This window comes from Salibaculum halophilum (genome assembly GCF_002094885.1).
GTDB lineage: Bacteria > Pseudomonadota > Alphaproteobacteria > Rhodobacterales > Rhodobacteraceae > Salibaculum > Salibaculum halophilum.
In genome coordinates, this window is sequence record NZ_MSIT01000008.1 from 16,767 (window position 1) to 41,300 (window position 24,534).

Below are 24,534 nucleotides of genomic sequence, written 5' to 3' on the forward strand. Positions count from 1 at the left end.
TGAAGGAGGCACTCATGGCGCTGTTGCAGTTCAAGAAGAAACCGACCGAGGCCACGCCTGCAACCGCGCAGGACGTCAACCCGGAGGTCGCGGCCTTCCTCGAGGATTACTCGATCGAGGTGATGCCGCGCACCGCCGAGAAGGTCGAGGATTTCCGCGACTGGCTGCCCGCCGGCACCCGCGTCTACATCGCCCACATCGAGGGTACGCCGATCGAGGACATGGTCGCCACCGCCAGGCGCCTGGCGCGCGAGGGCTATCCGGTTATGCCGCATTTCCCGGCCCGCATCATCAAGGACCGCGCCATGCTGGCCGACTGGATCGCCCGGTATCAGGGCGAGGCCGGCGTGGATCAGGCGCTGATGCTGGCCGGGGGCGTGGACACGCCGCACGGCCAATTCGACAGTTCCATGCAGCTGCTGGAAACCGGCCTCTTCGGCGATTTCAAGCGCCTGCACGTCGCCGGCCACCCCGAGGGCAATCGCGACATCGACCCCTCGGGCGGCAATGCGAACGTGGACGCGGCGCTGCGCTGGAAGCAGCGGTTTTCCGAGACCACGGACGCCGAGATGGCCATTGCCACGCAGTTCGCCTTCGAGGCGCAGCCCATCATCGACTGGGCCGACAGCCTCAGGGCCGGTGGGATCGACCTGCCCGTCCACATCGGCATCGCCGGGCCGGCCAAGCTGCAGACCATGATCAAGTTCGCCATGGCCTGCGGCGTCGGCCCCTCCATCCGGGTGCTGCAGAGGCGGGCCAAGGATGTCTCCAAGCTGCTGCTGCCCTTCGAGCCGACCGAGGTCGTCACGCGGCTGGCCGCGCACAAGGCCGCCAACCCCGATTTCAACGTCACGAACGTGCACGTCTTCCCGCTGGGCGGCATCAAGACCGCCGCCCAATGGGCCATCGACCACGGCGGCGCCGCTGCCGTGCCCGCCTCTCACGCCTAAGGACCGATCATGACCCGCACCGTTGTCGAATCCAAGACCAAGACCGCCGTTATCGGCTTTGACGAACCGTTCTGCGTGATTGGCGAACGCATCAACCCCACCGGGCGCAAGATCCTCGCCGCCGAGCTGGAACAGGACGACTTCAGCCGCGTCGAGGCCGATGCCATCGCGCAGGTGGCCGCCGGGGCGACGGTGCTCGACATCAACTCGGGCGCGGTCTTCACCAACCGCATGGCCGAGGACCCGCGCTATGCCGACAACAACTTTGTCGAGCCGACGCTGATGAAGCAACTTGTCGAGGTGGTGCAGAAGATCGTCGACGTGCCGCTGTGCATCGACAGCTCGGTGCCCGGCGCGCTGGAAAACGGTCTGGCCACCGCCGAGGGGCGCCCCCTGCTCAATTCCGTCACCGGCGAGGAAGAGCGCCTGGAAATGGTGCTGCCGCTGGTCAAGAAATACGACGTGCCGGTGGTGGCGATCTCGAACGACGACACCGGGATCTCCGAGGACCCGGAGGTGCGGTTTGCCGTGGCGAAAAAGATCGTGGAACGCGCCGCCGACTACGGCATCCCGGCGCATGACATCGTGGTCGACCCGCTGGTCATGCCCATCGGCGCGATGGGGTCGGCCGGGCTGCAGGTTTTCACGCTGGTGCGCCGCCTGCGCGACGAGCTTGGCGTCAACACCACCTGCGGCGCGTCGAATATTTCCTTCGGCCTGCCCAACCGGCACGGCATCAACAACGCCTTCCTGCCCATGGCCATGGCCACGGGGATGACCAGTGCCATCATGAACCCCGTGGCCTTGCCGGTGAAGGCGGCCGAGATCGAGGCCAAGAAGGCCGAGGTCGCCGCCGCCGGGATCGTGCTGCCCCCCGAGATGGACGACGAGGTGTTCTGCCAGATGTTCGGCCTCGGCTCGACCAAGCCGCGCCCGGGCAAGGAGATGGAGGCGATCCGCGCCGCCAACTTCCTGATGAACCAGGACGACGGCGGCGCCGCCTGGATCCGGTTCAACAAGGCGCCGCCCAAGCCGGGCGAAGAGGCCCGCGGCCGCGGCGGCCGCTCGGGCGGGCGCCGCCGCCGGGCCGGCTGACGCGTTGCGGGTTTGACGGCCAACCGTCGCGCGGGGGCCGGGCGGTGGTGCGGTGTCAGTGGCCCATGCGGCATCCGTGCGGCAGGGCACTGGAGGAGGCGACCGGTGACCGCCTGAAACCGTGTCAGGGCGTCTAGGCTGGGGTTTGACGGTTGCCGCCGGCCCCCGCGCCGGCGGACCCACCTGCCGAAAAGCTCACCCCAAACCCTGCCGCTCGGGGCTCGGCCGCTGGTCCCAAAGCGCCACCAGCGCCGTGCGCAGCACCTGCACATCCCCGCCCAGCCCGAGAAACCGCACGCCCTGCGCGGCGAGCGCCTGGAACTCCGCCGGGTCGAAGGTGATCGTGCCGGCGATCTTTCCGGCCGCCTGCGCGGCCGCGTGGGCCTGCGCGATGGCCGCCTGCACCTGCGGGTGGCCGGGCTGGCCGACATGCCCCATGTCCGCCGAGAGGTCCGCGGGGCCGACGAACAGCCCGTCCACGCCCTCGACTTCGGCGATCTCGTCCACGTTGGCGACGGCCTCGGCGCTCTCGATCTGCACGAAGAGGCAGATCTCGTCATTGGCCGATGTTACGTAATCCACGATCTCGCCATAGCCCGAGGCGCGCGACAGCACCGCGCCCATGCCGCGCACGCCCTGCCCCGGATAGCGCACGGCGGCGGCGACCTGCCGGGCCTGCTCGGGCGTGTTGACCATGGGCACCACCAGCGTCTGAACCCCGAGGTCGAGCACCTGCTTGAGGATCCAGTCCGCGCCGAAGGGCACGCGCACCACCGGCTGGGCCCGGGTGCCGGCCAGCGCCTGGAGCTGCGCCATGATCGTCGTCAGCGTGTTTGGCCCGTGTTCGGCATCGATCAGGCACCAGTCGAACCCGGCATTGCCCGCCAGTTCCGCGCCCAGCGGGCTGGCCATGGCCAGCCAGAGGCCCGATTGCATTTCGCCCCTGTTCAGGGCGGCCTTGAGGGTGTTGCGCGGTGCGGGCATCGGCGTCTCCTTTCGCGGATCACCTTGCGGCACGCGGGCGGTGCCGGCAAGTCACGCCAGCCGGTCAAGAACCGCGCGCGCGGCGCGCAGGCCCGGCGGTGCTGCCCCGCGCCCCAGCCGGTCCATCGTCAGGTCCAACGCCTGCAGTTGCGTCTCTGGCGCGGCGCGGACGGCGCGCAAGGCCTGGGCAATGGGTGCGGGGCGGCAATCCGCGCCGATGAATTCCGGCACCACGCGGGTGTCCGAGACGAGGTTGACCAGCGTCACCGTGTCGGTGCGCAGCATCCGGCCGATGATCTGGCGGCTCAGCCAGGCCATGTCGTAGGCGATCACCATGGGCGTGCGCGCCGCGGCCAGTTCCAGCGACACGGTCCCCGAGGCGGCCAGCGCCAGATCGGCCACGGCCATGGCCACGAACCGCTCGCGCGCGGCCTGCGCCGCGCCCTGCCCGGCCCCGTCGATCACCCGCGCCTCGATCCCGCCGAACTGCTCGGCCACCGTGGCACGCAGGTGCGGCAGGGTCGGCACCAGCACCTGCATCTCCCCCAGCCCGGCCTGGTCATGCGCGGCAAGGAAGGGCGAGGCCAGCCGCGCGACCTCGGAGCGGCGCGAGCCGGGCAGGATCATCAGCGTCTCGCGCCCCGCCTCCAGCCCGTGGCGAACGCGGAACGCGGCGATCTCGGCCGCGGTCACGGGCGGTTCGGTCGCGACGGGGTGGCCGACGAAATCGCAGGCCATCCCGGCGGCGCGCATGTAGGGCGGCTCGAAGGGAAACAGCGCCAGCACTTGGTCGATCACCTGCGCCATCCGGTCCGCCCGGCCCGGCCGCCAGGCCCAGACGGTGGGGGCGACGTAATGCACAGTGCGGATATTGGACCCCGCCTTGACCCGCCGCGCCACGCGCAGGCAGAATTCCGGGCTGTCAATGCCGATGACCACGTCTGCCTGCGCGGCGATGGCGGCCTCGGCCGTCTGTCGGATGCGGCGTTGCAGGTGACGGTATTTCGGCAGGATCTCGGCCAGTCCCATGACCGACAGCTCGTCCATGTCGAACAGGCTGTCCAGCCCCTCGGCCTGCATCAGCGGCCCGCCGACGCCCTCGACTACGACGCCCGGCGCCAGTTCCTTCAGCCCCGCCAGAAGCGCCGCGCCCAGCCGATCGCCCGAGGGTTCGCCGGCGATGACGAAGACCTTCACGGCATCACCCAGAGGAACCTGCCCGCCGCTTCCAGCGTCTCGACGACGCGGACCCGGTCAAGCACCAGGACGCCGCCCGCCTGCACCGCGATCCCCGCCAGACCGGCGCGGACCACCCGATCGGCCGTGTCTGGCCCGATCAGCGGCATGTCGGCGCGCAGCTCCTGGCCCGGCTTGGGGGCCTTGAACAGCACCCCGCCGGCCGGGTCGGGGCGCGGGGGCTGCTGGCCAGTGAACCAGTCAGCCATGGCCGTGAAGGGGCTGGCCAGGGTATCCCAGGCATCTTCCTCGGGCGGCGGCGGCGTTCCTGTGGCGAGGTCGTCGAGCATGGCCGCGGTACCGCGCGCGTCCTCGCGCGCGATCACGTCGCCCCGGGCCACGACGACGGCCTGGCCCTGATCGTCGCGGCCCATCTGGTCCAGCGCGGCGCGGGCGGCAGCCTGATCGTTCGCGATCGCGTCGGGCAGGCGGCCGCAATGGATACCCTCGGAGGGCAGCAAATCGGGGTCGATCTGATGCGCGCCGACCACCGTCAGGCCATGCTCTTCGATGATCGCGATGATCTCGCGCAGGGTGCCGTCGTCGCCCCGGGCCATGGCCGCCGTGAGCCGCGGCACCAACGGTGTCGTGGCCGCGTCGATGCGCGCCGGGTCCACCTGCGGGCGCTGCACCGCGCCGGCCAGGCAGACCTGGGTCACGCCGCGGTCCACCAGCGTGGCAAGGACGCTGCCCAGGGTTTCCAGCCGGAAGATCAGGCGCGGCAAATCGCCCGCCACCTCGGACGGGAACTGCTCCATTTCGCAGATCATCGGCGCCGCGCCCTGGTCGGCCAGCACTCGGGCCAGATGGGGCGGCAGACCGCCCTGCCCTGCGACCAGCGCCAGCATCACGGCGTCAGGAAGCTGCGGTCGCTCTCGCCAAGGATGAAGGCGACCATCTCGGCGACATGGGCGCTGTCGCTTTCCTCGGACAGGCGCCGGGCGCGGTCCATGAAACTGCCCTCGCCGTCGCGCAACGTCTGGAAGGCGGCGCGCAGGGCGGTGATGTCGTCGCGCTTGACCCCTTTGCGCTTGAGCCCCACGAGGTTCAGCCCGTCCAGTTCGCCGCGCGGGCCCTGCACCAGCCCGTGCGGGATGACGTCGTTGGCCACCATGGAAAGCGCGCCGATGATGGCCCCCTTGCCGATGCGCACGAACTGGTGAATGCCGCACAGCCCGCCGACGATCACGTCATCCTCGAGCACGACATGCCCGGCGATGGCGCTCTGGTTGACGACGATCACGTTGTTCCCGACCTGCGCGTCATGCGCGATGTGGCAGCCGGCCATGAACAGGCCGTCGTCGCCCACGCGGGTCACCCCTCCACCGCCGGCGGTGCCGGGGTTCATGGTGACGTGTTCGCGGATGCGATTTCGCGCGCCGATGCGCAGCTTGGTGTCCTCGCCGCCGAACTTGAGGTCCTGCGGGATCTCGCCGATCACCGCGAAGGGAAAGATCGTCGTGCCCGCGCCGACGTGGGTGTCGCCGGTGACGACGACATGGGACTTGAGCTCGACCCCGTCGCCCAGCCGCACCTGCGGCCCGACAACGCAGAACGGCCCGACCCGGCAGCCTTCGCCAAGCGCGGCGCCGGGCTCGACGATGGCGCTGGGGTGGACCTCGGCGCTCACCCGGACAGGTCCATCATGGCGGTGAAATCGGCCTCCGCGGCCATCTCGCCCTCCACCGTGGCGACACCGCGGAACTTCCAGACCTTGCCGCCGGGCTTGCCACGCGTCGTGTCGACCTGCATTTCCAGAATGTCGCCGGGGACCACCTTGCGGCGGAACTTGGCCCCGTCGATACCCATGAAGTAGATCAGCATATTCTTGTCGGCCAGGCCCATCGTGGTGCCCACCATGACGGCGGCGGTCTGGGCCATGGCCTCGATGATCGTCACGCCGGGCATGATCGGAGTGCCGGGAAAGTGGCCCTGGAAATGCGGCTCGTTCATGGTGACGTTCTTGAGCCCGCGCGCCGAGGACGTGCCGTCGATATCCACCACCCGGTCAACCAGAAGGAAGGGATAGCGATGCGGCAGGATGCGCTGGATCAACTGGATGTCGGCGGTCGTGACGGGCGCGGTCATGGCAACTCCTGCAGGATGATCGCACCGGGGTTAGCAACTGGACCCGGCGGGGGCAAGCAGGCTCAGTCCTGGCGGAACTCGGCACCGTCGCCGATCTGGTCGTCGATGCGGTCGATGGCGGGCTCGGTGATGTCGATCCGGTCGAGCGACAGCAGGACCGACTGCTGGTGCATGATGACCGAGGCGCCCCGGTCGGTCAGGATCTCGCCGAGGATGGGCTGGATGACGCGCACGAATTCATCCTGCGCCCGCGCCAGGCTGTCCTCGATCGCCGCCTCCTTGGCGTCCTGGGCCTCGCGGATACCGCGCGCCTTCTCGTCGAATTCCGCGGCCTCCTCACGGAAGACCTCCGGATCCATGTCCGGGCGGCGCTCGGTCAGTTCCAGTTCCTCGGCGCGCAGGTCCTCGGCGATCTTGCGGTTCTCGTTGGCCAGCGCCCGGCGCTCGGCGTTGTAATCCTCGACCACGGCTTTGCCGAAGCGCGACTCCTGGAACAACTGCTCCAGGTCGATGGTCAGGATCGGCGTGTCCATGGTGGCCACGGGGAAGTCAGTGTCCAACGGCCCCTCGGGAGCATCCTGCGCGGCCGCGACATGCCCCAGCAGCCCCAGCACGAGTATCGCCAGCCACCGCCCGGCCCGGGCCATCAGAACTCCGTCGAGATTGTCAGGTCAAAGCCCTGCGTCTCGTCGCGGGGCTGGACGTCGATCGGTTCGGAGAAGTTGAAGCGCAGCGGCCCGATCGGCGTGGTCCAGAAGATCGAGACACCGGCGATCGTGCGCGGCGTGTAGTCGTTGTAATCAACGTTCCCGCCAGTTGGTTGACCGATGTCCCAGACGGACCCGTGATCAAGGAAGACACCGCCGGTGATCCCGTATTCCTCGGGCAGACCGAGGGGGAATTCCGCCTCCAGCCGCGCCACCGCGTAGTAGTTACCGCCGAGGGCATCGTCAGTCGTTTTGTCTCGCGGCCCCACGCCGCCCGGCTCGAAGCCGCGCATGATGCTGCTGCCAAGGAAATAGCGGTCGGTGATCCGGCTCTGCCCGTCGTTGTAGGACAGCGCCCCGCCCTCGATGGTGGCGCGCAGTGTCACCTCCTCGTTGAGGACAAGCGTCTGCGCCGTCGCCTCGGCCGAGGTCTTGACGAAGGTATCGTCGCCAAAGCCGAACTGCTGACCGAAACGCAGCAGCACGCCGGCCGTCGGGTTCAGCCCGGTGCGGCGGGTGTCGAAACTGTAGGTATAGCCGAGACTGTTGGTGCCGACCGACCCCGCGTCATCCGCGATATAGGCCGAGGTCGTGTCGATGTTGAACAGGTCGGTGTAGTCGTATTCGTAGTAGACCGTCAGGCGGCCGTTCTCGCTGACCGGGAAGTTCAGCGACGGACGCAGACCGAAATTCTGCGTGTCATAGAGCGTGGCGCCCTCGTTGTCGGTCTGGCGATAGTTCACCGCGAAGCCGAAGCGCAGGTCGCGGCCCAGCAGACGCGGCTCTGTGAAATCCAGGCTCAGGTTCTGGGCATCCTGCGACCACTGCAGGTCGAAGGCCAGCGCCTGCCCGCGGCCCAGCAGGTTGCGCTGGTTGTAGGAGGCCAGCAGCGAGAACCCGTTGTCGGTCGAGTAGTTGCCGCCGAAGGACAGCGACCCGGTGGGGCCCTCCTCGACGTCCACGTCGACGACGACCTGGTCGGGGGCCGAACCCTGGCTCGTGTTGACGTCAACGTTGGAAAAGAACCCCAGCGCGCGGATGCGTTCGGCGCTCTGGCGGATCTGGCGCGGGTTGAAGGGGTCGCCCTCGACCACCTCGAACTGCGAGCGGATCACCCGGTCCAGCGTGGTGGTGTTGCCCTCGATGTCGATCCGTTCCACGAAGATGCGTTCGCCGCGCACCAGCGCGAAGTTCACGTCCAGTGTCAGCGCGCGGTCATTGCGGGAAATGCGCGGGTCCGCCCGGACCAGCGTCAGCCCCTCGCGGATGGCCAGGCGTTCCAGCCGCGCGATGTCACGCTCGATCAGGGTGGGCGAATAGACCGCCCCGCTGCGAAGGCGCAGCGCCTGTTCGAACAGGGCCGGGTTGGCCTCGGCCACCTCGGAGGTGACCTGCACGTCGCCCACGCGGAACTTCTGGCCTTCCTGCACGTTGAAGGTGATCAGGTAAGCATCGCGGCCGCGGGTCAGCGCCACATCGACGTTGAGAACCTCGAAATCAACGTAGCCCCGCGAGCGGTAGAAATCGGTGAGGACCTGGCGGTCGAACTCGATCCGGTCGGCGATGAAGGTATCGTTCTGGATGATGGCCCGCAGCAGGCCCGCCTGCTTGGTTTCCAGAACCCGCCGCAGGCGCCGGTCGGAATAGGTGCGGTTGCCCACGAAGCTGATGCGTTCGACCTCGGTCACGCCGCCCTCAAAGATCTCGAACACCAGGTCGACGCGGTTGTCGCTGCGCGCGATGATGCGGGGGGTGACGCTGGCGTTGACGCGGCCCTGCTCGATGTAGGCCTGCACGATCCGCGCGGTGTCCGCCTCGGCCTGGACGGGCGAGTACACCCGGCGCGGCTGGCTTCGCACAAGGGGGCCCAGTTCGTCGTCGCTCAGACGCGAATTGCCCTCGAAACTGATCCGGTTGACGGTGGGATTCTCGTCGACGGCGATGACCAGCGTGCCGCCGCGCGGGGTGACGGACACGGTCTCGAACAGGCCGGTGTCGCGGATGCGCCGGGCGGCGGCGTTGACCTCGGCCGCCGACACCGTCTCGCCTTGGCCGAAGCCCAGGTAACTTAGGATCGTGCCCGTCTCGATGCGCTGGTTGCCCTGCACCTGCACGTTGGAGAAGCTGTAACTCTGGGCCCGGGCCATGCCAGCGGGCAGCGCCAGTATCGCCAAGAGGACAAGAAAGGCGATGGCCCCGATCGACACTCGGAAAGACCCGGAGAAACGCGGCGGCGCGGTCGCGGCAATACTGCTCATTTTGTTGGCTCGTTCAGACATCCCAGATGGGAACGGTCTATCCCCCGCCACCGGGCTTGTCAAAGCAACGATGTCAAAGCCGCGTCGCGCCGGTGTGCGGTGACATGCCCCCGGGGCCGCGCAACCGCGGGCCCGGTCACGCGGGGATCTTGCAGTGTCAGACGGTGGCGGCGCTAAAGCGTGCTGCCGAGCCAGGCCCCGAAGAGCAGCGCGGCAAAGAGCGTCCCGATGTAAAGCAGCCGATCCCAGTTGAGATCGACCAGCAGGGACACCCCGCGGTATCCGGCTGTGAGCGTCTGCATGGGTTCCCTCCTTTCGGATTACCTGGCCGTTAGGATGGCCGTCAATTGTGACCGAAAGAGGGCAAGGCCATGTTATGTCAGGGGCACAGGAACAGGTCGTTGGCGATCGCGAAGAGCATCAGCGTGCCGATCAGTGACAGCCCGATCGCCATGAGGACGCGCAGCGCGCCGTCACTGGGCGGCTTGCCGGTCACCGCCTCCCAGGCGTGGAAGACAAGGTGGCCGCCATCCAGCACCGGGATCGGGAACAGGTTCAGTAGCCCGATCGCCGTCGACATCACCGCAATAAAGGTGATGAAGGATTCGGCCCCCTGGCTGGCCATCGAGCCGGCGGTCTCGGCGATCCCCACAGGGCCGGACAGGTTGCACGTGGAAATCGCCCCCGACAGGATGTGCCAGAGTCCGTTGAGCGACTGCGCGATAATGAACCAGACCTGCTGCGCGCCGAGTTTCACGGCCTCCAACAGGCCGACCGTCATGGTCTGCGGCTCGAAGAACAGCCCGCCATCGCCGATGCCCATCTTGGGCTCGTCGCGCATCGAGCCGTCCTCCTGCGGGATGGCGACCATGCGCGGCGTCAGGATTTCCTCGCGCACAGTGCCGTCCCGCCAGACAGACAGGGTGATCGGTGCGGCACCGGTGTCATTCACCACATCGACCATGTCCATGAAGCTGTAGACTGGGGTGCCATTCATCGACAGGATTAGGTCACCGATGCGCAGCCCGGCATCGTCGGCGGCCGAGCGAGGCGTGATCGACTGCACCCGCGAGGGGGCCGGATGCGGGCCGCGCACGGTAATGCGCTCGCCGTCGCGGCGAACCTCGTAGGCCAGCGCCGGCTCAGAGGGCAGCGCCTCGAGCGCGGCGCCGAAACCCTCGGGATAGTTCAGCCGCTTGCCCTCGATTCGCAGGATTGTGTCGCCCGGTTGCAGCCCCATGGCGCGGCTTTCGGGCCACTCCGGCACGCTGGACACGGTCAGCGGCGTCATCGGCTGACCCAGCGAGACCAGGAGCCCCGCGAAGATGAAGAACGACAAGATGAAGTTGAACACCGGCCCGGCGGCCACCGTGGCCGCCCGCGCCCAGAGCGGCGCGCCCAGCATCGTGTTGCGGCCCTTCTCGGCCGTATCGTCACCGCCCACGCTGGCGGCGTTGCCGTCGCCCAGGAACTTGACGTAACCGCCCAGCGGCAGCGCGGCCAGTTGCCAGCGGGTGCCGCGCCGGTCCGTACCCGACCATATCACCGGGCCGAAACCGATGGAAAAGACCTCGGCCTCGATCCCCGACCAGCGGCCGACAATGTAATGGCCGTATTCATGGATCGCCACGATGATAGAAAGGGCCAGCACGAAGGCCAGGATGGTCAGGACGGGGCTGCCGAAATTCGGAAGGAAATTGATGAAATCCACGTGTCAGGCTCTTTTCTGCTCGATCCGGGCGCGGGCGGCCCGGCGGGCCACCGCATCTGCGTGCTGCACGGTATCTAGGCTAATCGTGGCATTTTGCAGCCCCTCGCGGGACAAAGTGTCGTCGAGTACCGCCTCGACGACGCGCGCCATGTCGAGAAACCCGATCTCGCCGGCGATGAAGCCGTCCAGCGCCGCCTCCTTTGCGCCGTTGAAGACGGCTCCGGCGAGCCCGCCCTGCGCCATCGCGCGGTGCGCCAGCGCCAGCGCCGGGTAGCGGTCGTGACAGGGCGCGCGGAAATTCAGTTGGCCGATGCGGGCCAGGTCCAGTCGCTCGACCGGAACCGGGCCGCGGTCGGGCCAGTGCAGCGCATAGCCGATGGCGTGGCGCATATCGGGCGGGCCGACATGGGCCATCAGGCCCCCGTCGGTAAACCCCACCAGCGCGTGCACCAGGCTCTCGGGGTGGACGATGGCCTCGATCCGGTCGGGGGCGATGCCAAAAAACTCATGGGTTTCAATCAGCTCCATGGCCTTGTTGAACATCGAGGCGCTGTCGATGGTGATCCGCTGGCCCATGTCCCAGTTGGGGTGGGCCGAGGCCTCGGCCACGGTGACGCGGGCCAGATCCTCCAGCGGGCGATCCCGGAAGGCGCCGCCGCTGGCGGTGATAATGACGCGCTCGACCGTGGCGATGTCTTCGCCCGCCAGCGCCTGGAAGATGGCCGAATGTTCGCTGTCCACGGGCAGGACCGTGGCACCGTGTTTGGCCGCCTGCCCCAGCAGCAGCGGCCCGGCGGTAACCAGAGATTCCTTGTTGGCCAGCGCCAGCGTGGTGCCCTGTTCCAGCGCCGTCAGCCCCGGCGGCAGGCCCGCGGCCCCGACGATGGCCGACATGATCCAGTCGGCGGGCCGCGCGGCGGCCTCGGCGATGGCCGCGGCGCCGGCGGCGGCCGCCACCCCCGATCCGGCGAGTGCGGCGCGCAGGTCGGCCAGCCGCGCGGGGTCGGCCGTCACGGCGATCTCGGCCCCGACTTCGCGCGCATCGGCGGCAAGCCGGGCGATGTTCTGCCCGCCGGTCAGGGCCACGACCCGGTAGGCCCCGGGCGCGCGGCGCACCAGGTCCAGCGTGGATTGCCCGATGGAGCCGGTGGCGCCGAGAATGCTGATCCGCTTCATGACGGGCCTCCGGGCAGGCCCGCCACGCCCGCCACCAGCAAAAGCGCCAGCGCCGCGCCCAACAGCGCATCGAACCGGTCGAACAACCCGCCGTGGCCGGGGATCAGCGCCGAGCTGTCCTTGACCCCCTGGCGCCGCTTGAAGGCGCTTTCCAGGATATCGCCCATCTGCCCGGCGAAACTGAGCAGAACCGACAGCACGACGATCCCCGCCCCCGCCGGGGTGAGCGCGGCAACACCGGCCCCGACCCCGGCGGCGGCGGCCCAACCCGCAAGGGTGCCGGCCCAGGTCTTCTTGGGGCTGACGGCGGGCCAGAACTTCGGCCCGCCCAGGGCCTTGCCCGCGAAATAGCCGGCAATGTCGGTGACCACCACGAGACCAACCAGCCAGAGCAGCCAGGTCATACCGTAGTCCAGCCGGAGATGCGCCAGCCCCCAGCCCGCCACCTGGATGGCCAGCGCGAAGACCGCAAAAGTCAGCCGCTCGCGCGGCAGCACGCAGGCCCCCACCAGCGGCGCGACCAGGAACAGCGGCAGGAATTGCCGCGTCTCGGGCCCGTCGAAGACCTGCGCGGCCATCACCGAGGCGACCCCGGCAGCAACCAGCATCCCCGAGACGGGCGAGGCGCCGCGGATCATGATCCAGCATTCCCAGACCATCACGGCGGTGACGAAGATCACCAGCATCTGGAACCAGACCCCGCCCAGCAGGATCGCGCCGATGCCGACAACGCCCATGGCCACCCCCGACCAGAACCTTGCGGAGAGATCCCCCCATTTGCCGGGTCGTGCGGGCGGCGGCATCGTCACGGGGCTCAGGCCCTGACCGCCCCGAAGCGCCGATCGCGCGTCTTGTAGCCGGCCACGACCCGCGCGAACTCGGCCCGGGTGAAGTCGGGCCAGAGCGTGTCGATGAACTCGTATTCCGCATAGGCCGACTGCCAGAGCAGGAAATTCGAGATGCGCGCCTCGCCGCTGGTGCGGATCACCAGGTCGGGGTCGGGCAGAAAGCAGGTATCGAGGTAACGCGGCAGGGTCTCGTCTCCCACGTCCCGCGGCGACAGCCGGCCGGCGGCGACGTCCTGAGCCAGGCGGCGGGTGGCGCGAGCCACCTCGTCGCGGCCGCCGTAGTTGATGGCCACGGTCAGGTGCACCCGGTCGTTGTCGGCGGTCAGAAGCTCCAGCTCGTCCATCATTGCGACAAGCTTTTCGTCCAGCCGCACGCGGTCGCCGATGAAGCGCACCCGCACGCCGTTGCGCAGAAGATCCTGCGCCTCGCGCTCGATGTAGCGGCGGAACAGCTTCATCAGGCCCGCGACCTCGGCCTGGGTGCGCTTCCAGTTCTCGGTCGAAAAGGCGAAGATCGTCAGATACTTGACGTTGTTGTCCGGGCAGGCCTGGACGATCTCGCGCACGCGCCGCGCCCCCGCCTGATGACCGAAGAGCCGCGGCCGACCCCGCATCTGCGCCCAGCGGCCGTTGCCGTCCATGATGATGGCCACGTGGCGCGGTCCGCCGGTCTTGATCTGTGTGCCCATCCCGGGCCTCCGTTGCCTGCGCGGGCGTGTGCCCGCCGCCTGTCTGTCATCGCCCCGGGCGGGTGTGTCGCGCGAACCGCCGAATGTCTGTACCCCGAACTCGTTGCGCCGTGACGGACGCCTCTTGTCGGTACGGCCGCGTCCGGGGCTCCGCCCTTTGATCCGGCGAATTGGTCCACCGGACCATTTCCGGGATGCCGGATCAAACCTGCATGATCTCCGCCTGTTTGTGCTCCAGCGCGTCGTCCACCTGCTTGATATACTTGTCCGTCATCTCCTGCACTTCCTGTTCCCAGAACTTCTGGTCGTCCTCGGACAGGCCGTCGGCCTTGGCCTTCTTGATGCGGTCCATGCCGTCGCGGCGCACGTTGCGGATCGAGACGCGGGCGTTCTCGGCGTACTGCCCGGCGACCTTGCCCAGCTCGCGGCGGCGTTCCTCGTTCAGCTCGGGGATGGGCAGCATGATGATGGTGCCGTTGAGTTGCGGGTTGATGCCCAGCCCGCTTTCGCGGATGGCCTTTTCGACCTTGTTCACCATGGACTTGTCCCAGACGTTGACGGTGACCATGCGCGGCTCGGGCACATTGACCGTGCCGACTTGGTTGATCGGGGTCATTTGGCCGTAGGCCTCGACCTGGACAGGCTCGAGCATCGAGGCGGAGGCCCGGCCCGTGCGCAGCGAGGCGAACTCGGTGCGCAGGTTGGACATCGCGCCCTCCATGCGGCGGGTTAGGTCGTCGGTATCGAGGATGAAATCGTCTGACATGTAGCTGCTCTCGGTCTTGCGTTTCGCCCCGCTATACAGGCAAGGGCGGGGCCTTGTATAGTCGCGGGCGCGGCGAAATCGCCCGCGGGACCCGCGGACAGTCTGCGTCGACGCCGGCAGGGCGGGTGGTCGACCGCCCGCGCGCGGCCGCGCCTACCCCCCGACGCGGGTGTAGGCGCCCTCGCCCGCGAGGATTCCGCGAAAGCCCCCCGGCTCGTCCAGAGAGAAGACGATGATCGGCAGGGTGTTGTCGCGGGCCAGCGCGATGGCGCTGGCGTCCATCACGCCCAGATGCTTCTGAAGCACCTCGTCATAGGAAATGTGGTCGTAGCGCACCGCGTCGGCGTATTTCACCGGGTCCCGATCATAGACCCCGTCGACCTTGGTGCCCTTGAAGATGGCCTCGCAGTTCATCTCGTTGGCGCGCAAGGTCGCGGCGGTATCGGTGGTGAAATACGGATTGCCGGTGCCGGCGGCGAATATGCAGACGCGCTTCTTTTCGAGGTGACGCACCGCGCGGCGGCGGATGTAGGGTTCGGCGACCTCGTCCATACGGATCGCCGAAATCACTCGTGTATAGACCCCCAGTCCCTCGAGCGCGGCCTGCATCGCCAGCGCGTTCATCACCGTGGCCAGCATCCCCATGTAGTCGGCGGTCGTCCGTTCCATGCCCTGGGCGCTGCCCTGCAACCCGCGAAAGACATTGCCGCCGCCGATCACCATGCAGATTTCGACGCCCATCTCGTGGACCGATTGCACCTCGCGGGCGATCCGTTCAACCGTGGGCGGATGCAGGCCGTAAGCCTGGTCGCCCATCAGGGCCTCGCCGGAGATTTTCAGAAGGACCCTGCTGAACGCCGTCTTCCGGGTGTCTGACATCGGGGTCCCCTGCAATTGCTTTTCGCCAGCGCCAAAATGTCGGAAAACCCCGGCCTGTGCAATGGCGGACCCGGCTTAAAGTGATGCTTGACCTGACGACCATCGACCCGGCGCGCCCGGTGCTGATCCATGGCCCCACGGCCAGCGGCAAATCCGCGCTGGCGCTGCGCATCGCGCGGGCGCAGGGCGGGGTCATCGTCAACGCCGACGCGCTGCAGGTCTATCGTGGATGGCCGCTGCTGTCGGCCCAGCCGGACGCGGCCGACCGCGCCGCCGCGCCGCATGCCCTCTACGGCCACCTGCCCCATGACGCGGCCTATTCGGCGGGCGACTGGCTGCGCGATGTCGCGCCCCTGCTGGCCGGTCCGGAGCGCCCGATCATCGTGGGCGGCACCGGGCTTTACTTCATGGCCCTGACGGAGGGGCTGGCCGATATCCCGCCGACCCCGGCCGAGGTGCGGCAGGCCGGCGATGCGCTGGCGCTGGATGCGCTCATCGCGGCGCTCGATGCCGAGACCCGCGCCGGGCTGGACTTGCAAAACCGGGCCCGGGTCCAGCGCGCCTGGGAAGTGCAGCGCGCCACCGGCCGGTCGATCCGGGCCTGGCAGGCGGCGACGCCGCCGCCGCTGCTGCCCGTCTCGGAGGCGGCACCGCTTGTGCTGGCGCCAGGGGTGGACTGGCTCAACACACGCATCGAAGCCCGCTTCGCGCGCATGCTTGCCGCCGGCGCGCTGGAGGAGGCCCGCGCCATGCACCCGCACTGGGACCCGGCACAGCAATCCGCGCGCACCATCGGCGCGAAAGAGCTGATCGCGCACCTCGACGGCGAGATCACGCTGGATACGGCCCGGACGCGGGCCGTGATCGCCTCGCGCCGTTATGCCAAGCGCCAGCGCACATGGGCCCGCGCGCGGCTGGGGCGCTGGCGCTGGCTGACCCCGCCGGAATCGGAGTAACGCACAGGCTGTCCACCGGGTTATCCACACGACTGGCAGTTTTTCGACAAATCAGTCGTTGATTGCTGGGGCTTTGCCACGCATGATTGACGAAATCGAACCTTTTCGAGGACGCGCCATGCCGCCTGACGGCCCGAACCGGCTGACGCTGACCGCCTTCGGCCAGGGCAGCGCCCGCAGCAAGTGGCGCACCGAGGCCATGCGCAGCCATGACAGCGCCCGCCTGATCTTCTTCGCCAGGGGTCAGGGCCGTATCACCGTCGCGGGGCTGACTAGCGGCTACGGCCCGAACAACCTGATTTTCGTGCCCGCGCGCACGATGTACGGCTTCGAGGTGGGCGCCGCGGTCTTCGGCCAGATCGTGACCATCCCGCGCGCTATGACGACGGACTGGCCCGAGGAAAGCCGGCACCTGCGGCTGCGCGACGTCGCCGCGCAAAAGGAACTTGCCACCCATTTCGACCACCTGGAACGGGAACTGCAATCCAGCCAGCCGGGCGCCGAACGCGCGGCGCATCACCACCTGAGCCTGCTTTCCGTCTTCTTCGAGCGCCAGCTCGCCGCCCAGGGCACCGAGCCTTTCGACCGCCGTCACCAGAGCGCCGCCGCCCGTCTGGTGGCCGCCTACACTGACCTGGTCGAGCGGGATTTTCACGCCCACAAGGGGGTGGCGGACTATGCCGCCGGGCTGGGCGTGACGCCGACGCACCTGACGCGGTGCTGCAAGCAGACCTGCGGCAAGTCGGCGCTGGACCTCCTCAACGATCGTATCCTCTACGAGGCACGGGTACTGCTGCGCGACAGCGATCGCCCCATACGCGAGATCGCCAGCAGTCTCGGCTTCGGCTCGGCGGCCTATTTCACCCGCGCCTTCCAGGGCCGCACCGGCGAGACGCCCTCGGCCTTTCGCAAGAGCAGCGGCACGCCGGGTGGCGCCGACACCCGGGTCGCCCCGGGGCCGGGCGGACGTTTTCTGTCTTGATGTCGCTTTCGGAACATGGGACTGTCGCAAACTGACGTCGAGATGATCGAGTGCGGCGATTGAGACCCCGCGGGAAACCAAACCCGACAAGGCCGCCCTGCACAGGCCTGTTTTCAAAGTTCAATAGCGGGTGGTGGGTGGCCATGGGTTGCGGCCCGACGCACACCGAGATCAATGTGTCACAGGGAGACAAGTCATGACCGAACAGACCCTTACAGGGGGCCCGCTGCACCCGGCGGTGGCGACCTACGTAAAGGACGCCAAGGCCGGAAAACTGTCGCGCCGCGAATTCCTTGCACGCACCACCGCGCTTGGCGTGACCTCGGCCGCGGCCTACGGGCTGCTGGGCCTTGAACAACCCGCACAGGCCGCCGGCCAAGCGCAACAGGGCGGCACCCTGCGTATCCAGATGAGTGTCAAGGCCATGAAGGAGCCGCGCGCCTTCGACTGGTCGGAAGTCGGCAACCTGGCGCGGGGCTTTCTGGAATATCTCGTCGAATACACCACCGACGGCAGCTTCCGCGGCATGCTGCTCGAAAGCTGGGAGGTCAACGACGACGCGACGGAATACCTGCTGAACGTCCGGCCCGGTGTCACCTGGAACAACGGCGACCCCTTCACCGCCACAGACGTGGCGCGCAACATTGCCGGCTGGTGCGATACCAGCCTGGAGGAAAACTCCATGTCGGCCCGCATGGGCGGGCTGATCGACCCGGACACCGGCCAAGCCCGCGAAGGCGCCATCGAGATCGTCGATGAGCTGACCGTCCGGCTGCGGCTGTCCAGGCCCGACATCGCCATCATCGCCAACATGTCGGACTACCCCGCGGCGATCGTGCACGAAAGCTACAACGGCGGCGATATCTACGAACACGGAATCGGCACCGGCCCCTTCCGCCCGGTGTCGCTGCAGGTGGGCGTCAAGGCGGTGATCGAGCGGCATCCCGACCATGACTGGTGGGGCACCGAGGTCTATGGCGGACCCTACCTGGACCGCATCGAGTTCATCGACTACGGCACCGACCCGGCGTCCTGGGTGGCCGCTGCTGCCGCCGACGAGGTCGACATGACCTACGAGACCGTGGGCGAATTCATCGACCTGTTCGACCAGCTGGGCTGGACCAAGAGCGAGACCATCACCGCTGCAACCCTTGTTTTCCGCTTCAACCAGGTGGCCGAGGTCGATGGCCGCGTCCCCTATGCCAGCGCCGACGTGCGCCGCGCGCTCGCCCTCGCCGTGGACAACAGAATCGTGCTCGAACTGGGGTATTCGGATCGCGGCTCGGTCGGCGAGGATCACCACGTCTGCCCCATCCACCCGGCCTATGCCGATATCGGCCCTGCACCGTTCGACCCCGAGGGCGCGCGCGCCCTGCTCGACACCACCGACTTCGCCGACTTCGAGCACGAGCTTGTCACGATCGACGACGACTGGGAGCGCAACTCGGGCGATGCTGTCGCCGCGCAGTTGCGCGATGCCGGGATTGCCGTTCGCCGGTCGGTGCTGCCCGGCGCGACATACTGGAACGACTGGAACAAGTTCCCCTTCAGCGCCACGAGCTGGGCGCATCGCCCGCTGGCCGTTCAGGTCCTCGCGCTTGCCTATGTCTCGGGCGAGGCCTGGAACGAGTCGGCATATTCCAACCCCGAATTCGAGGCCCTGCTGGACGAGGCCCTGTCCATCGCCGATGCTGACGCGCGGCGCGAGGTCATGGCGCGGATCGAGCAGGTGATGCGGGACGACGGCGTCATGATCCAGCCCTACTGGCGGTCGCTTTTCAGCCACCAGAACGGCACTCTTGTCGGTGTCGAAAAGCATCCCGCGCAGGAATTCCACCTCTACAAGTTCGGCTTCGCCGCCTGACGACACCATCCTGCGGCCGCGTGCGGGCACGCGGCTGCACACGCCGGGCGCGCCGGACCGAAGAGGGAAAATCCCATGGGCGTTTTCATACTCCGCCGCGCCGGCGTCATGCTTCTGACGGCCCTGTGCCTGACCTTCATCGTCTTCTGGCTGACCAACCTGCAGCCCAACCTCGAGAAACTGGCCAAGACGCAGGGCAACATGCGCATGACCGATGCGCAGGTCGCCTCGTGGCTGGACGAACGCGGCTACAACCGCAACGTGCTTGTCAAATACGGAGAGTGGCTCGGCGTTCTGCCGGGCCATGTCAGCACGGGCCGCGACGGCGAGACACGCGCGCGCTGCGCCGACGGCGGCGCCGTGACCGCGGAGACGGCGACCTTCTGCGGCGTGCTGCAGGGGGACTGGGGCTATTCCACCGTCTTTCGCGACGAGGTGGCCCGAATCCTCGGCGAGAGGGGCTGGCAGACTGCCAAGCTGATGTTCTTCGTGATGCTGGTCATGGTGCCCGGCGCGCTGGTTATCGGCGTCCTGGCGGGCATGAACGAGGGCTCGCGCACCGACCGGTCGCTCTCGACGGTCTCGATCCTCTCGACCGCGACACCGGAATACGTCTCGGGCGTGGTCTTCATTGCCGTCTTCGCGACCGCGGCCTTCAACATGCAGTGGTTCAAGGGCACGGCGACCTCGGCGATGGACAACATCACCTTCGAGAATTTCACCCTGCCGGTGCTGACCGTGGCCCTTTACGGGATGGGCTACATCGCGCGGATGACCCGCGCCGCGATGACTGAGGTGATGACCGCGCAGTATATCCGCACCGCGCGCCTCAAGGGCGTCGGGTTTCGCAGCATCGTGCTGCGCCACGCGCTGCGCAACGCGCTGATCGCGCCCTTCACGGTGATCATGCTGCAGTTTCCATGGCTGCTGAACGGCGTCGTCATCGTCGAAACGCTTTTCAACTACAAGGGCTTCGGCTGGACGCTGGTGCAGGCGGCGGGCAACAACGACATCGAGTTGCTGCTCGGCGTTTCGGTCGTGTCCGTCTTCGTGGTCCTGGCCACGCAGCTGATCTCGGACATCGGCTATGTCTTCCTCAACCCGCGCATCCGCATGTCCTGAGGGGGAACGCGCATGGACAGCCTGACATGGTTGGGGGCGCTGGCCCCGTTTTTCGGACCGGCCTTCGGGATCGGTGCCGCCGCGCTGGGCCTCGCGCTGGTGGTGCAGTTCATCGCTGGGGTTTTCGCCCCGCATCACAAGCCGCAGACGCGCGACGACGGCACGTTGCGCCAGCGCGCCGACATCTTCGGGCGGCTCGACCGGCTACCGGGGCTGATCTTCGCGGGGCTGGTCGCCCTGATGCTGGCCTTTGCCGGGATCAGCCTGGTCGTCGGCCACGAGTCGGGCGGCATCATGGGTGGCATGATCCAACGCTTCCTGCCGGTCTGGATCGCGCTGATCGCGACCTTCGGCCTGTCGATCCGGTTCAAGCGCCGGCTGGGGCTTTACGGCAAGCTGTTCGACTCGACCATCGGCATGATCGGCTTCGGGCTGGTCATGTTCTGGGTCTTCACCGCCCTTTTCGTGGGCCTGTTCGACCTGATCGGCACCCATGATCCCCTCGCCCAGGTCTCGGGGCTCAAGAACGCGCCGCCGGGCGTGCCGGTGCCCGCGGACGAGGCCGCGTTCCCGACATACCTGCTGGGCGGCGACAACCTCGCCCGCGACATCTTCAGCCGCATGGTCGAAGGCTCGGTCGTGGTGATGATGATTGCCCCGCTGGCGACGCTCTTCGCCTTCATGGTGGGGATCACCCTCGGCCTGCCCGCGGGCTACTACGGCGGCACGCTGGACACGGTGCTGTCTTTTGCCGCCAACCTGATCCTCGCGTTCCCGGTGATCCTGCTGTTCTACCTGCTGGTCACTCCCGAGATCATCGCCACCGGCCTGCCCACCTTCATGGCGATGGTGCTGTTCGTGTTTCCGCTGGTCTTCCTCGGGGTGCTGATACACGCGCGGTTCCGCAACCGGGCCGGGCAGAGCCGGGCGATCCTGGCGCTCGTGCTGGGGCCGCTGGTCCTGCTCTACCTGTCGGTCGTCAACCAGGCGGGCACGCCGGTGGATTTCTGGCCGCTGGACTTTTTCGACATCCCAGGCGGCATCCTCGTGGTCTTCGTGGCCGTCGTCTTCGTCAACAGCCCCACGGTGTTCCGCATCGTCCGGGGCCTGACGCTGGACATCAAGACGCGCGACTACGTCGCCGCCGCCCAGACCCGGGGCGAGCGGCCCTGGTACATCATGCTGTGGGAAATCCTGCCCAATGCGCGCGGGCCGCTGATCGTCGATTTCTGCCTGCGCATCGGCTATACCACTATCCTGCTGGGCACGCTGGGGTTCTTCGGCCTCGGGCTGCCGCCGGAAAGCCCCGACTGGGGCTCGACCATCAACGAGGGGCGCAAGCTGCTGATGATCTACGCCCACCCGGCCCTGCCGCCCGCGCTGGCGCTGCTGAGCCTGGTGCTGGGCCTTAACCTGATGGCCGACGGCCTGCGCGAGGAAAGCCTGAAGGATTGATTCATGGAAGATGCCCCCGATTTTCCCGCACCATCCTATCGCGGCAAGCCGGTCTCGGTGCCCACGCTCGAGAAACTCGGGCGCGAACAGCTGTCGGCACACTTCTACATGCGGGATTTTCTTTACAGTGAGATCGCGGCGGTTCACGGGCTGCACAATATACCGGATGATCCGGCGCTGGCGATCCAGAGCGGGCGCAGGCTGGCGCAAGACCTGCTGGAGCCGCTGGTTGCCACATTCGGTCCTATCGTCGTCCGTTCGGCCTATAGGGCGCCGGAGGTGAACGCCTATGGCCAGAAGCACTACAAGAGCTGCTCGTCGAACGAAGCCAATCGTGCCGCCCATATCTGGGATCAGCGCGATGCGCAGGGCAACATGGGGGCATCGGCATCGGTCGTCATCCCGTGGTTCGCGCGGCGGTTCGAACAGGGCCGGGACTGGCGTGATCTGGCCTGGTGGCTCTACGATCACCTCGTGTTTCACGATGTCCAGTTCTTTACGAAACGCGCCGCGTTCAACCTGTGCTGGCGCGAAAACCCCGAGCGGCGCATTGGCAGCTACGCCGCCCCGCGCGGCAACCTGACAACGCCAGCCGGCCCGCCCCCGATTTCGCGGCAAGACCGCCGCGCCGCTTACGCCGATTTTCCGCCGTTTCAAGGGATCGCCTTTCCCGACTGACAAGGACCGAGCCATGACCAATCAACCCATCCTCGAGATCGACCGCCTGTCCATCAGCTTTTTTACGCGGCTGCGGGAGATTCCGGCGGTGATGGATTTCTCGGCCCGGGTCATGCCGGGCGAGGCGCTGGGGCTGGTCGGCGAATCCGGCTGCGGCAAGTCCACCGTGGCGCTGGGGGTGATGCAGGACCTCGGCACCAACGGCCGCATCGTCGGCGGCGCGATCCGGTTCAAGGGCCGCGACCTCGGGCAGATGGACCCCGACGAGCTGCGCGCCATCCGCGGCCGCGAGATCGCCATGATCTACCAGGAACCCATGGCCAGCCTGAACCCGGCCATGCGGATCGGGCGGCAGTTGATGGAAGTGCCCATGATCCACGAGGGCGTGTCACGGGCCGAGGCTCGGGCGCGCGCCCTCGACGTGGTCGCCGACGTGAAACTGCCCGACCCCGAGCGCATCCTGCGCGCCTATCCGCATCAGCTCTCGGGGGGCCAGCAACAGCGCATCGTCATCGCCATGGCGCTCATGTCCAAGCCCAGCCTGCTGATCCTCGACGAGCCGACCACGGCGCTTGACGTCACCGTCGAGGCCGCGGTGGTGGACCTCGTCAAAGACCTGGGCAAGAAATACGGCACCTCGATGCTTTTCATCAGCCACAACCTCGGGCTGGTGCTGGAAACCTGCGACCGCATCTGCGTGATGTATTCCGGCGAGGCCGTGGAACGCGGCAGCATCGGGGATGTCTTCGACAGGATGCGCCATCCTTACACGCAAGCGCTGTTCCGCTCGATCCCGCTGCCCGGGGCGGACAAGACCACGCGGCCGCTGGTGGCGATCCCGGGCAACTTTCCCCTGCCCCACGAACGCCCGCCGGGCTGCAACTTCGGCCCGCGCTGCGACTATTTCGAGGCCGGCCGCTGCGACGCCGGGCCGGTCCATATGGCACCGGTGCCCGGCGACGACCGGCACGAGAGCCGCTGCCTGCGATTCGGGGAAATCGACTGGGACGCGCCGCCGGTGGCCGCGCAAAGCACGCGGGAAACGGAACCCGGCAAGGTGGTCCTCAAGATGGACGCCCTCAAGAAATACTACGAGGTCGCGGCCAATGCCCTCTTCGGCGGCGGCGAAAAGCGCGTGGTCAAGGCCAACGAGACCCTGTCCTTCGAGGCCCGTGAGGGCGAGACGCTGGCCATCGTGGGCGAGTCGGGTTGCGGCAAGTCCACCTTCGCCAAGGTGCTCATGGGGCTCGAGACGGCGACCGAGGGCGATATCCTGCTGGACAATACATCAATCGGCGCGACCCCGATCCAGGACCGCGACACCCGCACCGTGGCCGACATCCAGATGGTGTTCCAGAACCCCTTCGACACGCTTAACCCCTCGATGACCGTGGGCCGCCAGATCACCCGCGCGCTCGAAGTCTTCGGGATCGGCCGGACCGACCCGGAGCGGCGCGAGAAGATGCGCGCGCTGCTCGACCTCGTCAAGCTGCCACGCGAATTTGCCGACCGCATGCCGCGCCAGCTCTCGGGTGGGCAGAAACAGCGCGTTGGCATCGCCCGCGCCTTTGCCGGGGGTGCCCGGATCGTGGTGGCTGATGAGCCTGTCTCGGCGCTCGACGTCAGCGTGCAGGCCGCCGTGACCGACCTGTTGATGGAAATCCAGCGCGAAGAGAAGACGACGCTGCTCTTCATCAGCCACGACCTGTCCATCGTGCGCTACCTCAGCGACCGGGTCATGGTCATGTATCTGGGCCACGTGGTGGAACTGGGCACGACCGAACAGGTCTTCTCGCCCCCCTATCACCCCTATACCGAGGCGCTCCTGTCGGCGGTGCCCATCGCCGACACCCAAGTGCAGAAACAGCACATCGTGCTGGAGGGCGACATCCCCTCGGCCATGGACCCGCCCTCGGGCTGCCCGTTCCAGACGCGCTGCCACTGGAAGAACCGGGCCGGCAAATCCCTGTGCGAAAGCGAGGTACCCCCGGTGCGGACCCTGGCCGACGGCCACCAGGTGAAATGCCACCTGAGCGAGGCCGACTTCGCGGCGATGGAGCCGGTCATAAAGATCGCGGCAGAGTAGCGCC

At 67.8% G+C, this 24,534-nt stretch carries 23 protein-coding genes; 9 read left to right on the top strand and 14 right to left on the bottom strand.

The features are described 5' to 3' along the window. Positions 1–14: 14 nt before the first annotated feature. Both BU124_RS06845 and BU124_RS06850 read left to right on the top strand, forming a co-directional pair. Positions 15–950 (top strand): methylenetetrahydrofolate reductase, encoded by a 936-nt coding sequence (locus BU124_RS06845; protein ID WP_084862016.1) that lies wholly within the window; start codon positions 15–17, stop codon positions 948–950. Positions 951–959: 9 nt separating this feature from the next. Continuing rightward, positions 960–2,045 carry a methyltetrahydrofolate cobalamin methyltransferase gene (locus tag BU124_RS06850; RefSeq protein ID WP_084862018.1) on the top strand — a complete coding sequence of 362 codons (1,086 nt, stop codon included), beginning with the start codon at positions 960–962 and terminating at the stop codon, positions 2,043–2,045. A gap of 195 nt (positions 2,046–2,240) precedes the next feature. Here the strand turns inward: BU124_RS06850 and BU124_RS06855 are convergent, their stop codons facing one another. The 14 genes from BU124_RS06855 to pyrH all read right to left on the bottom strand — a co-directional run bounded on the left by BU124_RS06855 (position 2,241) and on the right by pyrH (position 15,387). Beyond that, positions 2,241–3,029, bottom strand: coding sequence for an HpcH/HpaI aldolase family protein (locus BU124_RS06855; RefSeq protein ID WP_084862020.1), 789 nt, complete (start codon positions 3,027–3,029; stop codon positions 2,241–2,243). A 51-nt stretch (positions 3,030–3,080) separates the two neighbouring features. Next, positions 3,081–4,226, bottom strand: coding sequence for a lipid-A-disaccharide synthase (lpxB, locus tag BU124_RS06860; RefSeq protein ID WP_084862022.1), 1,146 nt, complete (start codon positions 4,224–4,226; stop codon positions 3,081–3,083). Continuing rightward, the gene (locus BU124_RS06865; RefSeq protein ID WP_084862024.1) at positions 4,223–5,113 is read right to left on the bottom strand and encodes an LpxI family protein; all 891 of its coding nucleotides are present in this window, start codon (positions 5,111–5,113) and stop codon (positions 4,223–4,225) included. Before BU124_RS06865 ends, lpxB begins: the two co-directional genes overlap by 4 nt. Then, positions 5,113–5,895 (bottom strand): acyl-ACP--UDP-N-acetylglucosamine O-acyltransferase, encoded by a 783-nt coding sequence (lpxA, locus tag BU124_RS06870; protein ID WP_084862026.1) that lies wholly within the window; start codon positions 5,893–5,895, stop codon positions 5,113–5,115. Before lpxA ends, BU124_RS06865 begins: the two co-directional genes overlap by 1 nt. Next, positions 5,892–6,353, bottom strand: a complete 462-nt coding sequence (gene fabZ, locus BU124_RS06875) for a 3-hydroxyacyl-ACP dehydratase FabZ (RefSeq protein WP_084862028.1) — start codon at positions 6,351–6,353, stop codon at positions 5,892–5,894. The genes lpxA and fabZ overlap by 4 nt, the downstream gene beginning before the upstream one ends. A gap of 62 nt (positions 6,354–6,415) precedes the next feature. Then, positions 6,416–7,000 carry an OmpH/Skp family outer membrane protein gene (locus BU124_RS06880; protein ID WP_084862030.1) on the bottom strand — a complete coding sequence of 195 codons (585 nt, stop codon included), beginning with the start codon at positions 6,998–7,000 and terminating at the stop codon, positions 6,416–6,418. Next, positions 7,000–9,318, bottom strand: coding sequence for an outer membrane protein assembly factor BamA (gene bamA / locus BU124_RS06885; protein WP_143529910.1), 2,319 nt, complete (start codon positions 9,316–9,318; stop codon positions 7,000–7,002). The genes BU124_RS06880 and bamA overlap by 1 nt, the downstream gene beginning before the upstream one ends. Before the next feature lie 173 nt (positions 9,319–9,491). Further along, on the bottom strand, positions 9,492–9,620 hold the full coding sequence (locus BU124_RS15125; protein ID WP_281250896.1) for a hypothetical protein: 129 nt from the start codon (positions 9,618–9,620) through the stop codon (positions 9,492–9,494). 77 nt (positions 9,621–9,697) lie between these two features. Further along, complete coding sequence (rseP, locus tag BU124_RS06890) at positions 9,698–11,029, bottom strand: RIP metalloprotease RseP (protein ID WP_084862034.1); 1,332 nt, start codon at positions 11,027–11,029, stop codon at positions 9,698–9,700. A gap of 3 nt (positions 11,030–11,032) precedes the next feature. Next, on the bottom strand, positions 11,033–12,205 hold the full coding sequence (dxr, locus tag BU124_RS06895) for a 1-deoxy-D-xylulose-5-phosphate reductoisomerase (RefSeq protein ID WP_084862036.1): 1,173 nt from the start codon (positions 12,203–12,205) through the stop codon (positions 11,033–11,035). Then, positions 12,202–13,008: a phosphatidate cytidylyltransferase gene (locus BU124_RS06900; RefSeq protein ID WP_084862038.1), complete on the bottom strand. Its 807-nt coding sequence runs from the start codon at positions 13,006–13,008 to the stop codon at positions 12,202–12,204. Before BU124_RS06900 ends, dxr begins: the two co-directional genes overlap by 4 nt. An 11-nt stretch (positions 13,009–13,019) precedes the next feature. Continuing rightward, positions 13,020–13,742, bottom strand: a complete 723-nt coding sequence (gene uppS, locus BU124_RS06905) for a polyprenyl diphosphate synthase (protein ID WP_084862040.1) — start codon at positions 13,740–13,742, stop codon at positions 13,020–13,022. A 202-nt stretch (positions 13,743–13,944) separates the two neighbouring features. Next, entirely contained in the window at positions 13,945–14,508 is a 564-nt protein-coding gene (gene frr / locus BU124_RS06910; protein ID WP_084862043.1) for a ribosome recycling factor, read from the bottom strand. A 153-nt stretch (positions 14,509–14,661) separates the two neighbouring features. Beyond that, complete coding sequence (gene pyrH / locus BU124_RS06915; protein ID WP_084862045.1) at positions 14,662–15,387, bottom strand: UMP kinase; 726 nt, start codon at positions 15,385–15,387, stop codon at positions 14,662–14,664. Positions 15,388–15,470: 83 nt separating this feature from the next. On the opposite strand from pyrH, the gene miaA reads away from it, so the two are divergent. From miaA to BU124_RS06950, 7 genes are all read left to right on the top strand, one after another. Further along, on the top strand, positions 15,471–16,343 hold the full coding sequence (miaA, locus tag BU124_RS06920; RefSeq protein WP_084862047.1) for a tRNA (adenosine(37)-N6)-dimethylallyltransferase MiaA: 873 nt from the start codon (positions 15,471–15,473) through the stop codon (positions 16,341–16,343). 118 nt (positions 16,344–16,461) lie between these two features. Then, positions 16,462–17,325 (top strand): helix-turn-helix domain-containing protein, encoded by an 864-nt coding sequence (locus BU124_RS06925; RefSeq protein ID WP_084862049.1) that lies wholly within the window; start codon positions 16,462–16,464, stop codon positions 17,323–17,325. Positions 17,326–17,521: 196 nt separating this feature from the next. Beyond that, the gene (locus BU124_RS06930; RefSeq protein WP_084862051.1) at positions 17,522–19,189 is read left to right on the top strand and encodes an ABC transporter substrate-binding protein; all 1,668 of its coding nucleotides are present in this window, start codon (positions 17,522–17,524) and stop codon (positions 19,187–19,189) included. A gap of 75 nt (positions 19,190–19,264) precedes the next feature. After that, positions 19,265–20,311 carry an ABC transporter permease gene (locus BU124_RS06935; RefSeq protein ID WP_084862053.1) on the top strand — a complete coding sequence of 349 codons (1,047 nt, stop codon included), beginning with the start codon at positions 19,265–19,267 and terminating at the stop codon, positions 20,309–20,311. Between the two features lie 12 nt (positions 20,312–20,323). Continuing rightward, a complete protein-coding gene (locus tag BU124_RS06940) occupies positions 20,324–21,766 on the top strand; it encodes an ABC transporter permease (RefSeq protein ID WP_084862055.1) in 1,443 nt (480 codons plus the stop codon). A 3-nt stretch (positions 21,767–21,769) separates the two neighbouring features. Continuing rightward, a complete protein-coding gene (locus tag BU124_RS06945) occupies positions 21,770–22,444 on the top strand; it encodes a hypothetical protein (protein WP_179141879.1) in 675 nt (224 codons plus the stop codon). Positions 22,445–22,457: 13 nt separating this feature from the next. After that, complete coding sequence (locus tag BU124_RS06950; protein ID WP_084862057.1) at positions 22,458–24,530, top strand: dipeptide ABC transporter ATP-binding protein; 2,073 nt, start codon at positions 22,458–22,460, stop codon at positions 24,528–24,530. The last annotated feature ends 4 nt before the right edge of the window (positions 24,531–24,534 follow it).

Bases quoted from the DNA above. Each gene is read 5' to 3' on its own strand.
- BU124_RS06850 (WP_084862018.1), top strand. From the start codon at position 960: ATGACCCGCACCGTTGTCGAATCCAAGACCAAGACCGCCGTTATCGGC.
- dxr (WP_084862036.1), bottom strand. From the start codon at position 12,205: ATGAAGCGGATCAGCATTCTCGGCGCCACCGGCTCCATCGGGCAATCC.
- bamA (WP_143529910.1), bottom strand. From the start codon at position 9,318: ATGAGCAGTATTGCCGCGACCGCGCCGCCGCGTTTCTCCGGGTCTTTC.
- BU124_RS06845 (WP_084862016.1), top strand. From the start codon at position 15: ATGGCGCTGTTGCAGTTCAAGAAGAAACCGACCGAGGCCACGCCTGCA.
- BU124_RS06900 (WP_084862038.1), bottom strand. From the start codon at position 13,008: ATGCCGCCGCCCGCACGACCCGGCAAATGGGGGGATCTCTCCGCAAGG.
- fabZ (WP_084862028.1), bottom strand. From the start codon at position 6,353: ATGACCGCGCCCGTCACGACCGCCGACATCCAGTTGATCCAGCGCATC.
- BU124_RS06925 (WP_084862049.1), top strand. From the start codon at position 16,462: ATGCCGCCTGACGGCCCGAACCGGCTGACGCTGACCGCCTTCGGCCAG.
- pyrH (WP_084862045.1), bottom strand. From the start codon at position 15,387: ATGTCAGACACCCGGAAGACGGCGTTCAGCAGGGTCCTTCTGAAAATC.
- BU124_RS06930 (WP_084862051.1), top strand. From the start codon at position 17,522: ATGACCGAACAGACCCTTACAGGGGGCCCGCTGCACCCGGCGGTGGCG.
- BU124_RS06940 (WP_084862055.1), top strand. From the start codon at position 20,324: ATGGACAGCCTGACATGGTTGGGGGCGCTGGCCCCGTTTTTCGGACCG.
- BU124_RS06855 (WP_084862020.1), bottom strand. From the start codon at position 3,029: ATGCCCGCACCGCGCAACACCCTCAAGGCCGCCCTGAACAGGGGCGAA.
- miaA (WP_084862047.1), top strand. From the start codon at position 15,471: ATGCTTGACCTGACGACCATCGACCCGGCGCGCCCGGTGCTGATCCAT.
- BU124_RS06865 (WP_084862024.1), bottom strand. From the start codon at position 5,113: ATGCTGGCGCTGGTCGCAGGGCAGGGCGGTCTGCCGCCCCATCTGGCC.
- BU124_RS06950 (WP_084862057.1), top strand. From the start codon at position 22,458: ATGACCAATCAACCCATCCTCGAGATCGACCGCCTGTCCATCAGCTTT.
- BU124_RS06935 (WP_084862053.1), top strand. From the start codon at position 19,265: ATGGGCGTTTTCATACTCCGCCGCGCCGGCGTCATGCTTCTGACGGCC.
- BU124_RS15125 (WP_281250896.1), bottom strand. From the start codon at position 9,620: ATGCAGACGCTCACAGCCGGATACCGCGGGGTGTCCCTGCTGGTCGAT.
- BU124_RS06945 (WP_179141879.1), top strand. From the start codon at position 21,770: ATGGAAGATGCCCCCGATTTTCCCGCACCATCCTATCGCGGCAAGCCG.
- BU124_RS06880 (WP_084862030.1), bottom strand. From the start codon at position 7,000: ATGGCCCGGGCCGGGCGGTGGCTGGCGATACTCGTGCTGGGGCTGCTG.
- uppS (WP_084862040.1), bottom strand. From the start codon at position 13,742: ATGGGCACACAGATCAAGACCGGCGGACCGCGCCACGTGGCCATCATC.
- frr (WP_084862043.1), bottom strand. From the start codon at position 14,508: ATGTCAGACGATTTCATCCTCGATACCGACGACCTAACCCGCCGCATG.